Origin of the sequence: Dechloromonas denitrificans (genome assembly GCF_001551835.1) — a bacterium.
In the GTDB taxonomy this organism is placed as follows: domain Bacteria; phylum Pseudomonadota; class Gammaproteobacteria; order Burkholderiales; family Rhodocyclaceae; genus Azonexus; species Azonexus denitrificans.
This window is the reverse complement of the sequence record NZ_LODL01000040.1, coordinates 3441-15156: the sequence shown is the minus strand read 5'-3', so window position 1 is coordinate 15156 and position 11716 is coordinate 3441. Positions and strand designations below refer to the sequence as shown.

Below are 11716 nucleotides of genomic sequence, written 5' to 3'. Positions count from 1 at the left end.
TCGCTGCCGGGCTTGCGCAGCGCAAAGGAAGCGAATGGGGTAATCCGCGCGCCGCGACTGCTGGCGATGGCGTAGGAGGCCGGACCGAGCTCGGCCAGATCGACGCCATCGGCGAGCAGGCCTTCAATAACCGTACCGTAGGACGGGGCGGGCACCAACTCGACGCGCCGGGCGAGCTGTTTTTCCAGTTGCTGGATCAGCGGCCGGTACTGCGTTGCCTGGATCTCGGCATTCTTGATCGGGGTCAGTGCCAGGCGCAGTGGGCGCGGGTCGTCGCAATTGTTGCCGGCCGCGGCAGGGCGGGCGGCGAGCAGCAGGCCGAGAGCGAAGGCGAGTAAGGGGAGTCTGGTTTTCATGTCGGGGCGAGGGTTGACCGCAGCAATAGCTGGCCAGCGGCGATTGCCGTGACCGGGCGGCTCAGGTAGTAGCCCTGGACTTCGTCGCAGCCGGCTGTCTTGAGGTGGATCAGTTGGTCGAGCATTTCGACGCCCTCGGCCACTACCCGCATCTTCAGATTATGGGCCAGCGTGATGATCGAGCTGACGATGACGGCGTCGTCCGGGCTGTTGCGTATGTCGCTGATGAATGAGCGATCGATCTTCAGGCTGTCGATCGGCAGGCTGCGGATGTGGCTGAGGTTCGACAGGCCGTTGCCGAAGCCATCGAGCGCGATCTGCAGGCCAAGGCCGGCCAGTTTGCCGAGGACGTGGCCGGCGACTTCGATCGATTCGATCAGACTGTTCTCAGTGATCTCCACTTCCAGATAACGGGCGGCGATGCCGCTGGCCGCCAGAAAGCCGGCGATCCGTTCCGGCAGTTCATCGTCGAGTAATTGTTTGGCCGAGATGTTGCAGGCGATCGGCACCAGTTCCAGTCCGGCCGCCTGCCAGTCGGCCAGTTGCCGGCAGCAGGCGGTGACCACCCAGTCGCCCAGTTCGATGATCTGGCCGCTGTGTTCGGCCAGTGGAATGAAATCGTTCGGGTAGATCAGGCCGAACTCGGGATGCTGCCAGCGCACCAGGGCCTCGAAACCGACGATGCGGTAGTCGTCAAGGCGGACCTTGGGCTGGAAGTGGAGGACCAGTTCATGTCCGACAATCGCTTTCGGCAGGCGCTGTTCGAGGTGGAGCAGCCGGTCGCTGGCCGGATTCAGGGCCGGGTCGTAAAAGGTGTAGCGACCGCGACCGCTGCGCTTTGATTGGTACATCGCCGCATCGGCATGGCGGCACAACGTGTCGACGTCGTGGCCATCACGCGGGAAGAGGGCGATGCCGACGCTGGGTCCGACCTGAATGTCGTGGCCGTCGAGATTGCGGCAGGGCTGGCTGATCTGGGCGACCAGCTTGGCGGCGATGCTCGCCGTATCGTCCACGCTTTCCAGGCCGGTCAACAGGACCGCAAATTCATCGCCGCCCAGGCGGGCGATAACATCCGACTCACGCAGCGAGCTCCGCAGCCGGGCGGCAACACTTTGCAGCAGCAAGTCACCGACATGGTGGCCGAGGCTGTCGTTGATCCGCTTGAAATGGTCCAGGTCGAGGTAGAGCATGGCGTAGTGCTTGCGGCTGCGCTTGGCACGCGACAGGTGGCTGGCGACCAGTTCGTGGAACATCCGCCGATTGGGCAGGCCGGTCAGGTGATCGTGGGCCGCCAGTTCGAAGGCGCGCCGTTTTTCCTCTTCCAGTTGCTCGATCAGTTCGCATTTTTCCTGATCGGCGGCGGCCAGTGCCGACAGCAATTGTCCTTGCCGGCGGATGCTGCGACCAAACCACAGCGCGGCGAGCGCAATGATTGCGGTCAACGCCGCCAAAGCACTGAAAAAACGCTGGCGGCTGCCGTGATGCTCGGTTAGCGTTTCGTCGATCTGCCGACTGACGGCGACACTGAACGGATAGCGCTCAAGGCGCCGGAAAGTGCTCAGGTAAGGCTCGTCGTTTTCAAAGAAGGTGCCGGTCAGCGAACCATGCCGGGCCGGCTGGATGGGGAGTTCAAAGCTGCCGCGCCGCTGGCTGAGGATCAGTCCTTCTTGCCGTGCCTGGGCCACTTCCTTGCCGTCGCTGGTCAGCACCTGGACGATGCCGGAACGGCCGATGTCGATGTGCTGGTAGAGGCTGAGGAAATAGCCGAGATCGAGGACGACGAGCAGCACGCCGCGAACCTCGTGATTGTTGCCGAGGACCGGAAAAAGCAGGGGCAGTTGCCAGGCCTCTTCGTAGGATTCAGGCGGCGGCGCGATCTGCAGCAAGCCGGCGGCGGCCGCCGCCGGTGAAGTCTGCACCGCACGCACCAGGGCATCGCGCAGGCCGGCGGTCGCGCTGGCGGGCGAGGAGGTGTAGACGCGGCGCAACTGCCGGTCGTAGAGGGCGATGCGGAGAAAGGCCAGGTCGGTTGCCCGCATCGCCGACAGGCGGTTGGTCGCCTCGGCCGGCTTGCCCTCGAACCATTCGTTGGCAGCGATCGACATCAGGCGACCGCGGTCGAGTACCTGGGCCAGATTTTCGGCAACGATGGCGGCCAGATTCTCTTGCTGGATCCGGGCATTGGCGCCGAGCAGGGCCTTTTCGGCTTCCAGGCGTTGCCAGGTGACCCCCCAGGCCAGCACGACCAGGGCCAGCGTCAAGCTGATGCTACCGGCCAGCAGGCCACGCCAACTGCTCTTGTTCAGGCGTTTGAACCAGATACTGTTTTGCTGGTTGAAGGGAAAGGCCACGTGGCGAGCTTCCGGGAAAGGAAGGCCGGATTATGTTGCCGATATATTGCAGGCTTGTGACTGGATCAGGCTGTTGCTGTCATCGGCCTGCCACGTTGGCCGGGCCCAATGGCTGCCCCAAGTTGCCGGATGTGATGATGGAAGATTTCACGATAGCCGAACTCGACTGGAACGATCAGGCCGCCGTTGCGACAGCTCGCGAACTGGTGATCGGCGTTTTCGACAACCCGCTGCACTATTCGGCCACTCGCATCGGCGAGGAGTTTGCGCCGGCGCTGGCGCCATTGCAGCGCTGCTTCTTCGTGGCCTATCAGGGCGGGGGCATGGTCGGAGCGGGTGGCATCAAGTCAGCCGACTGGGCCTCGCATACGCACCTGCTCTATCTCTCGGTGGTGCTGCCAGCGGCACGGGGGCAAGGCATCGGGCGGGAACTGGTCAAGAGCCGGCTGGCCTGGCTGCGCCAGAACAACGCCCACGGGCGTGTCCTGGTTTCCACCGTCAAGGCCAGGCGCTTTCTCGGCCTTGGCTTTCGTCAGCTCAACCGGCGCGATATTGACGGCAAGAGCCTGATGTTTCTCGAATACTGAACTGGCTTGAGACGTTGCCGCTCAAAGTTCGATGCGGCGGGCGCTGATCGAATATTGAACGGCTGCCGGATCGGTGCCGTTGTCATCGCCGGTCGATGATTCCAGCTGGGGTAGCAGCAGGAAGGGGAGCGGGGCGTTCTTGCCGGGCAGCGTGACATCGACGCCGACATTGAAGGCCACCCAGTTCATTTCCCAGACGCCGAACAGCACCTTGCGCAGCGACAGCAACTTGCTTTCGCGATCGGACAGGCCTTCCATGGCAATGGCCCGGCGAACATCGCTCGGGTCGACCGGAATCCAGCCGTAGCCAGGAATGTAGAACTCGGCGCGGACATGCTGGCTGCGCGTCGCATCGTTACTCGACAAGCCGAGGCTACGGAACAGTCGCGACGGTCCGACCCGCTGGCCGTAGACGCAGCGGGCCGGAATGCCGATGGCGCGGCAGATGGCGACGAACAGGCCGTTGATGTCGGTCGAGCGGCCGCCATATTCGCCGCGGATCAGTTGGCGTCGGACATCGCCGGTGCCGCCGCCGGGCAGCGAGGGATCGTAGATCGAGTTGTCGACGACCCAGTCGTAAACCGCTTTGCCTTGCGCCACCGGGTCCTTGATGCGGCCGACGATGCGTTCGCCCAGTTGATGGGCCAGGCCGTCGTTGGGTATCAGCTGCGAAGCATGCAGGTTGCGGCGCAGGATGTCGTCGCGTTCCGGGGCCACGGTGCGCTTGGTGACATCGAAATGGCGGTCGGCCGTGGTCACCACGGTTTTCAGTTGCAACTTGGCGTTGCTGCTGTCGCTCCACTCGCAATGGAAAACTTCCAGGTCGCCATCGGGCAGGCGGCGCATGCTGGCACTGTTCGCATTGCCTTCCCATGAATGGCCGAGGGTCCGCTGGAACAGCGTGTCCTGGTTGAGCGGCAAGGGCAGCCAGAGCCGGCTCGGGCCGCTGCGGTTCTTCAGGTTGACTGTCGTGATGATTTCGTAGGTCCGCCATTCGCTGGGCGGTTCGGGCGCCTTGACCGGCGGCAGGCGGGTGGCCGAGGTGCCCTGCGGCGGTTTTTCGATGACCGGATCGTCAGCCGTATGGGCGACCGGCGCGGCCGCCGCCGGCTTGCCATGCAGATTGCGTCCGGAGGGCTTGGGGGTCGGTTTGGCAGAAGGCTTGGCTTTGGCCGTAGTGGCCTTGGCCGGCGGGGGCTTGCTGGTAGTCGTTTTTTTCGCAGCCCACGCTTCGGAGGCGAGGAGCGAGAGGGCGGCGGCAGAAGCTAGAAAGTCGCGACGTTTCAAAAATTTCCTCCGGCAGAGACAGCCCGTGGCTGAAACGAAAAGGCCGTGTCGCTGACACGGCCCCTTGAGTTAATGGACTGAATTATAACACTTCGGCCGCGTGGTCAGCCAAGCGAGAACGCTCGCCCCGTTGTAACGTTATGTGACCGGAGTGCCCCCAGCCCTTGAAGCGGTCGACGACATAGGTCAGGCCGGAGCTGCCTTCGGTCAGGTAGGGGGTGTCGATCTGCGCGATGTTGCCGAGACAGACCACCTTGGTGCCCGGGCCGGCGCGGGTGACCAGCGTTTTCATCTGCTTCGGAGTCAGGTTCTGCGCCTCGTCGATAATCAGGTACTTTTTGAGGAAGGTGCGGCCGCGCATGAAGTTCATTGACTTGACCTTGATCCGCGAGCGGATGATGTCATTGGTCGCCGCCTTGCCCCAGTCGCCACCGTAAGGACCGCTGCCTTCGTCGGTGTGGGTCAGGACGTCGAGATTGTCTTCGAGGGCGCCCATCCACGGCGCCATCTTTTCCTCCTCAGTGCCGGGCAGGAAGCCGATGTCCTCGCCGACCGGCACGGTGACGCGGGTCATGATGATTTCGGCGAACTGCTTGCTTTCCAGCACCTGGGTCAGCCCGGCGGCCAGCGTCAGCAGCGTCTTGCCGGTGCCGGCCTGGCCGAGCAGGGTGACGAAATCGATATCCGGATTCATCAGCAGGTTGAGCGCGAAGTTTTGTTCGCGGTTGCGCGCCGTGATGCCCCAGACGGCGTTCTTCGGGTGGGTGTAGTCGATCAGGGTTTCCAGCACAGCAGTCTTGCCGGCGGTTTCCTTGACGATGGCGGTGAAACCTTCGTTCTCCAGCCAGACGAATTCATTGACCAGCAATTGCGGGCAGAGCGGGCCGGTCACCTTGTAATAGGTCTTGGCATCCTTCTTCCACGACTCCATGCCTTTGCCGTGCTTGTCCCAGAAGTTGTCGGGCAGGGCGCGGGTGCCGGTATAGAGGATGTCGGTATCCTCGAGCACCTTGTCATTGAAGTAATCCTCGGCGAGCAGGTTGAGGGCGCGCGATTTGATGCGCATGTTGATGTCTTTCGACACCAGGATGACCGGGCGCTTCGGGAATTTCTTCTGCAGGTGGATGACCACCGACAGGATCTGATTGTCCACCTTGGAGGTCGGCAGGCCTTGCGGCAGTTCGGCGCTGATCGCTTCGGTCTGCAGGTAGAGGCGGCCACTGGCCAGCTTGCTGGACGGTCCGTAGAGATCGATGCCTTCATCGATGTCGACTTCATCGTGGGCCAGCATTTCGTCCAGCATGCGCGAGGCCTGCCGGGCATTGCGGGCAATTTCAGTCATCCCCTTCTTGTGGTTGTCGAGTTCCTCCAGCGTCATGATCGGGATGAAAATGTCGTGTTCCTCGAAGCGGAACAGGCAACTGGGATCGTGCATCAGCACGTTGGTGTCGAGGACGAAGATCTTGGTAACGGCGGGCTTCTTGGCGGCTGCGGGTTTGCGCGGCATGGAATGGGCCTTTGGTCGGGGTGGGGAAAAGTTAAAGGGTTTTGACGAAATCCAGTACTTCCTGAACGTGGCCGGGCACCTTGACGCCGCGCCACTCGCGGCGCAGGACGCCGTTCCGGTCAATGACGAAGGTGCTGCGTTCGACGCCACGCACCTGTTTGCCGTACATGTTTTTCATTTTCATGACGCCAAACAGGTTGCAGACGGCTTCATCGGTATCGGCGCCGAGTTCGAAGGGGAATTCCTGCTTGGCCTTGAAGTTTTCGTGCGACTTCAGGCTGTCGCGGGAAATGCCGAGAATAACGGCGCCCACCGCGGCAAATTCGCCGTGCAGGTCGCGGAAGTTCTGGCCCTGCGTCGTACAGCCCGGCGTGCTGTCCTTGGGGTAGAAATAGATGACGACGATCTTGCCGCTATGCTCGGCTAGCTGGAAGGTGGTGCCGCTGGTTGCCGGCAGGGAGAAGTCGGGGATTTTGCTGTCGAGCATGCGAATGCCTCTGTGTTGTTGGGTTTGAGCCATTGTGGGCAAATCGTGAGCGGGCGGTCAACCGCTGATTTGCTAAACTGCAGGCCATGCGAAAAATCTGCGCCTGTCTTTCCCTGGTTGCCCTGCTGACCGGCTGCGGTCAAGGCTGGAACGACCCCTATCCGGTGGCTGATGCCGAGCGCAATATCTTGTACACGGCCTTTACCGACCGCCCGAAGCATCTCGATCCGGCGCAGTCCTACACCGAAGACGAGATCACCTTCACGGCGCAGATCTACGAACCGCCGTTGCAGTACCACTACCTGAAGCGGCCCTATGAGCTGATTCCGTCCACCGTCGAGCAGGTGCCGGTGCCGCGCTTTTACGATGCACAGGGCCGCGAATTGCCGGCCGAGGCGCCGGTCGAGCAGATCGCCGAAAGCGTCTATGAGCTGAAACTTAAGCCGGGCATCCGCTACCAGCCGCATCCGGCCTTTGCCGTTGATGCCGGCGGTCAACCCCTCTATTTGGGTAAAAATGCCGCCGAGGGTCGGCAGGCGCTGGGCGACTTCATGCAAACCGGCAGCCGCGAACTGACGGCTGATGACTACATCTACCAGATCAAGCGCCTGGCCCATCCGCGCCTGCATTCGCCGATTTTCGGCATGATGGCCGACAAGATCGTCGGTCTCAAGGAACTGGGCGAGGCGCTCGGCAAGGCGGCCAAGGATCTGCCGGCCGATGCCTGGCTCGACCTCGATGCCTATCCGCTGGCTGGCATTCAGAAGGTCGACAGCCAGACCTGGCGCATCCGGCTGCACGGCAAGTATCCGCAGTTCCTCTACTGGTTGGCGATGCCCTTCTTTGCGCCGGTGCCGCGCGAGGTCGATCGTTTCTTCGCCCAGCTCGGCATGGCGGCGAAGAACCTGTCGCTCGACTGGTGGCCGGTCGGTACCGGGCCGTTCATGCTGTCCGAAAACGATCCGAACCGGCGCATGGTGCTGTCGCGCAATCCGAATTTCCATGGCCAGGCCTACCCCTGCGAGGGCGAGCCCGGCGACCGTGCGGCCGGCCTGCTGGAGGATTGCGGCAAGCCGCTGCCCTTCGTCGAGCGGGCGGTTTTCACCCGCGAGAAGGAAGCCATTCCCTACTGGAACAAGTTCCTGCAGGGCTATTACGACGCTTCCGGCATTTCGTCGGACAGCTTCGACCAGGCGGTGCGCGTCAATGTCGGCGGCGAAGTCGGCCTGACCGACGAGATGCGCGACAAGGGCATCCGCTTGCTGACTTCGGTCAAGAGCTCGACCTTCTACATGGGCTTCAACATGCTCGATCCGGTGGTGGGTGGGCTATCGCCGCGGTCGACCAAGCTGCGGCAGGCAATTTCGATTGCCATCGACCAGGAGGAGTTCATCTCGATTTTCTCGAACGGGCGGGGCATCGCGGCGCAGGGGCCGCTGCCGCCGGGCATCTTCGGCTACGAACCGGGCGAAGCGGGGATCAACAGCACGGTCTATGACTGGGTCGATGGCAAGCCGCAGCGCAAGTCGGCCGAATTCGCCAAAAAGCTGTTGGCCGAAGCCGGCTATCCGAACGGCCGCGACGAAAAGACCGGCGAGCCGCTGGTCGTCAATCTCGATACCACCGGTGGCGGCATGGGCGAGAAGTCGCGCCTCGACTGGCTAACCAGGCAATTCGCCAAGATCGACGTCCAACTGGTCATCCGTTCGACCGACTTCAACCGTTTCCAGGACAAGATCCGCAAGGGCAACGTCCAGCTTTACTACCTGGGCTGGAATGCCGATTACCCGGACCCGGAGAACTTCTTCTTCCTGCTCGACGGCAACGAAGGCAAGGTCGCCCGGGGCGGCGAAAATGCCTCCAATTACGCCAATCCAGAATTCGACCGCCTGTTCCTCAGGATGAAGAATATGGACAACACGCCGGAGCGCCTGGCCATCGTCCGCCAGATGAACCGTATCCTGCATCACGATGCGCCCTGGGTCTTTGGTCTGCATCCGAAGAGCTACACGCTCGGCCACCGCTGGCTGAAGAACCGCAAGCCCAACGATGTCGGCAACAACATCCTGAAATACCAGCGTATCGACACCGCCGAGCGGGCTGCTGCCCGCCGTGCCTGGAACCGGCCGGTGCTCTGGCCGCTCGGCCTCGGTCTGCTGCTGGTCGTGCTGGCTGTGGTGCCGGCCGCCCTCGGCTATCGGCGGCGCGAGCAGCGGGCAGCGTTGAAGTGAGCTGGCGGGAACGCCAGCGACAACTGGATGCGCTGCTGCTGAACTTCTACGAGTTCTGGCACCCCCAGCCTTTTCGCGAGTCTCGTCCGGCCTGGTGCGAGCGCTGGCCGGCGCTGGCGGCCGAATTGCTGGCTTTGTCCGAAGCCGAGTTGCAGCATCTGGGTGATGACGATGCGGCGGCTGTGGCGCTGCTCGCCCGCCATATTCCGGAGGTCGCCGAGCTCGTGCCGCTGGCCGGTTTGCCACAGCGCCCCTTGGCGGTGCTGGCCGAACAGCAGTCGCGCTGGGCCTGGGAAATTCCCGGCCGCAAGCGCCAGCAGATCGAGGCCTTTGCCGCTGCCGCTCGTTCCGCCGGCCGGCCGGTCATCGACTGGTGTGGCGGCAAGGGGCATCTCGGGCGTTTGCTGGCGGCGCAATGGCAGACGCCGGTGCAGACGCTGGAACTGGATGCGGTGCTCTGTGCCGAAGGCCAGGCGCTGGCCCGGCGGCAGGCCCTCGATCATCGATTCGTCGTCGCCGATGCCTTGACCGTGACCGACTGGCCGCAAGCCGGCCAGCACGCCGTGGCGCTGCATGCCTGTGGCGAGTTGCACCGGCGTCTGCTTGAGCACGGCGCGGCGGCCGGGGTCAGACGTTTCGATGTCGCCCCCTGTTGCTACCACCGCGGCGTCGCCGCACATTACCAGCCGCTGTCGGGCCGGCTCGGCCTGCAACTGACCCGCGACGACACGCGGCTGGCGGTTACCGAAACGGTGACGGCCTCGCCCCGCCTGGCATTGCAGCGCGACAAGGAAATGGCCTGGAAGCTCGGTTTCGATGCTTGGCGCCGCGCAACATCGAGCGTGGCTTACCAGAATTTCAAGTCGGTGCCGGCCGCCTGGTTTCGCGGCAGCTTTGCCGAGTTCCTGGGGTTGATGCGGGAGCGGGAAGGGATGGCCAGCGAAGCGATCGGTGCGGCAGAGGCCTTCGAAGCGCAGGGCTGGCAGCGCCAGCGCGAGGTGATGCGCCTTTCGGTGATGCGCCATGCTTTCCGGCGGGCCCTCGAAGTCTGGCTGGCGCTCGATCTGGTGGTCTATCTCGAAGGGCGCGGCTATGCGGTGGCGCTCGGGCGTTTCTGCGAGCGCCGCTTGACGCCGCGCAACCTGCTTATTTCCGCCTGGCGTGGCTAGCCAGATAGGCGGCCAGTTCAGACGGATGGTCGATGATCAGGTCGGCCCCCCACTGTTCAAGTGGGCCGCTGTCGCCGAGATAGCCGTAGGAGACGGCGACCGTCAGGCAGCCGGCAGCGCGCCCGGCCTGGATGTCGCGAAGGTCGTCGCCGACGTAGAGCGTGTTCTCCGGTCGGCAAGCCAGCAATTGGCAGGCATGCAGGATGGGCAGCGGTGACGGCTTTGCCTCGGCCGTGGTGTCGCCGCTGACAACGCAACGGGTGCGCGGCGACAGGGCCAGCATCTCGACCAGCGGGTCGGTGAAACGCATCCGCTTGTTGGTGACGATGCCCCAGCCGAGGCCCATGTTTTCCAGCTCATCGAGCAGGGCGGCAACGCCATCGAACAACTGGGTCTCATCGCACAGGCGGCCGGCGTAGATTTCCAGGAAGCGCCTGGCCAGGCGGTCATAGTCGGGGTGTTGCGGGTCGATGCCGAAGCCCGCCCGGAGCAGACCGCGTACCCCTTGCGAGGTGTAGGGGCGCAGCGTGGCCAGCGATTGCTGCGGTCGACCTTCCTGCAGCAGCAAAATGTTGGCCGAACCGCCCAGATCGGGGGCGGTATCGGCCAACGTGCCGTCAAGATCGAAAAGGACTGCTTCAAGCATGCCGGGTGGTGCGCAGCAGGTAATTGACGCTGGTGTCCCGGCCAAGCGAATACTGCTTGCTCAGCGGGTTGTAGCTCATGCCGATCAACTCGTCCGGCTCCAGTCCGGCCAGTTTGGACCAGCGGGCCAGTTCGGAGGGCTTGATGAACTTGGCATAGTCGTGCGTACCCTTGGGCAGCATCTGCAGTACATACTCGGCACCGATCACGGCGAACAGGTAGGACTTCGGGTTGCGGTTCAGGGTCGAGAAAAAGACCTGGCCACCCGGCTTGACCAGACGGGCGCAGGCCGCGACGACACTGGACGGGTTGGGAACGTGCTCGAGCATTTCCAGGCAGGTCACGGCATCGAAAGCACCGGGCATTTCCTCGGCCAGCTGCTCGACAGCTATCTTGCGGTAATCGACTTTCTGGCCGCTTTCCAGCAGGTGCAGGCGGGCGACGCCGAGCGGCTTTTCCGAGAGGTCGATGCCGGTCACGTTGGCGCCACGCGTCGCCATGCCCTCGGAGAGCAGGCCGCCGCCGCAGCCGACGTCGAGCACGTTTTTTCCGGCCAGGCCGACGTGACGGTCGATCCAGTCCAGACGCAAGGGGTTGATTTCATGCAGCGGCTTAAATTCGCTGTTCGGGTCCCACCAGCGGTGGGCGAGGTCACCAAATTTTTCCAGTTCGGCGGGGTCGGCATTCAACATGATTCGGTCAAGTCCAAAAGCGGGAAAAGAAAAAGCCCCGCTGGGCGGGGCTTTTCGCTGAAGCGTCGGCGAATTACTTGGTGCCGATGACTTCGATGTCGACGCGACGGTCCGGTTGCAGGCAGTCGATCAGCGCCTTAGTCTTGGCGTTGCCCTTGCACTTGTCGCCGGTCACGGGCTGCTTTTCGCCCTTGCCTTCGGTGTAGACACGGTTGGCTTCGATGCCCTTGGCAACCAGGTATTCCTTGACCGCGGCAGCGCGCTTCTCGGACAGCTTCTGGTTGTAGGCGTCGCCACCGATACGGTCGGTGTGGCCAACGGCGAGGATCACTTCGAGCTTGATGGCCTTGGCCTTGGAGACCAGTTCGTCGAGCTTGGCCTTGCCTTCCGGGCGCAGCACG

The 11716-nt window shown here is 63.2% G+C and carries 11 protein-coding genes; 3 read left to right on the top strand and 8 right to left on the bottom strand.

Features of this window, described 5'->3' with window-relative positions; genetic code table 11:
* Both AT959_RS18865 and AT959_RS18860 read right to left on the bottom strand, forming a co-directional pair.
* Positions 1-356: PhnD/SsuA/transferrin family substrate-binding protein (locus AT959_RS18865; RefSeq protein WP_205629969.1), on the bottom strand; the 356-nt coding region annotated here is incomplete at its 3' end.
* Positions 353-2710, bottom strand: coding sequence for a putative bifunctional diguanylate cyclase/phosphodiesterase (locus AT959_RS18860; protein ID WP_066886809.1), 2358 nt, complete (start codon positions 2708-2710; stop codon positions 353-355). The genes AT959_RS18865 and AT959_RS18860, both read right to left, overlap by 4 nt.
* A gap of 134 nt (positions 2711-2844) precedes the next feature.
* Here AT959_RS18860 and AT959_RS18855 point away from each other — a divergent pair, with 134 nt between their 5' ends.
* Complete coding sequence (locus tag AT959_RS18855) at positions 2845-3297, top strand: GNAT family N-acetyltransferase (RefSeq protein WP_066886806.1); 453 nt, start codon at positions 2845-2847, stop codon at positions 3295-3297.
* Between the two features lie 21 nt (positions 3298-3318).
* On the opposite strand, the gene AT959_RS18850 is transcribed toward AT959_RS18855, so the two are convergent.
* The 3 genes from AT959_RS18850 to AT959_RS18840 form a co-directional block, all read right to left on the bottom strand.
* Positions 3319-4584, bottom strand: coding sequence for a transglutaminase-like domain-containing protein (locus tag AT959_RS18850; RefSeq protein WP_066886803.1), 1266 nt, complete (start codon positions 4582-4584; stop codon positions 3319-3321).
* A gap of 82 nt (positions 4585-4666) precedes the next feature.
* A complete protein-coding gene (locus AT959_RS18845) occupies positions 4667-6091 on the bottom strand; it encodes a PhoH family protein (protein WP_066886800.1) in 1425 nt (474 codons plus the stop codon).
* 31 nt (positions 6092-6122) lie between these two features.
* The gene (locus AT959_RS18840; protein WP_066886797.1) at positions 6123-6578 is read right to left on the bottom strand and encodes a peroxiredoxin; all 456 of its coding nucleotides are present in this window, start codon (positions 6576-6578) and stop codon (positions 6123-6125) included.
* An 86-nt stretch (positions 6579-6664) separates the two neighbouring features.
* Here AT959_RS18840 and AT959_RS18835 point away from each other — a divergent pair, with 86 nt between their 5' ends.
* Positions 6665-8809 carry an ABC transporter substrate-binding protein gene (locus AT959_RS18835; RefSeq protein ID WP_066886794.1) on the top strand — a complete coding sequence of 715 codons (2145 nt, stop codon included), beginning with the start codon at positions 6665-6667 and terminating at the stop codon, positions 8807-8809.
* Positions 8806-9978, top strand: a complete 1173-nt coding sequence (locus AT959_RS18830) for a methyltransferase (RefSeq protein ID WP_066886792.1) — start codon at positions 8806-8808, stop codon at positions 9976-9978. The genes AT959_RS18835 and AT959_RS18830 overlap by 4 nt, the downstream gene beginning before the upstream one ends.
* Here AT959_RS18830 and AT959_RS18825 read toward each other — a convergent pair.
* The 3 genes from AT959_RS18825 to AT959_RS18815 all read right to left on the bottom strand — a co-directional run.
* Entirely contained in the window at positions 9956-10624 is a 669-nt protein-coding gene (locus AT959_RS18825; RefSeq protein ID WP_066886791.1) for an HAD family hydrolase, read from the bottom strand. The genes AT959_RS18830 and AT959_RS18825 overlap by 23 nt on opposite strands.
* A complete protein-coding gene (gene ubiG, locus AT959_RS18820; RefSeq protein ID WP_066886783.1) occupies positions 10617-11315 on the bottom strand; it encodes a bifunctional 2-polyprenyl-6-hydroxyphenol methylase/3-demethylubiquinol 3-O-methyltransferase UbiG in 699 nt (232 codons plus the stop codon). The genes AT959_RS18825 and ubiG overlap by 8 nt, the downstream gene beginning before the upstream one ends.
* Before the next feature lie 73 nt (positions 11316-11388).
* A partial coding sequence (locus AT959_RS18815; RefSeq protein WP_157651364.1) for an OmpA family protein occupies positions 11389-11716 on the bottom strand: 328 nt, incomplete at its 5' end.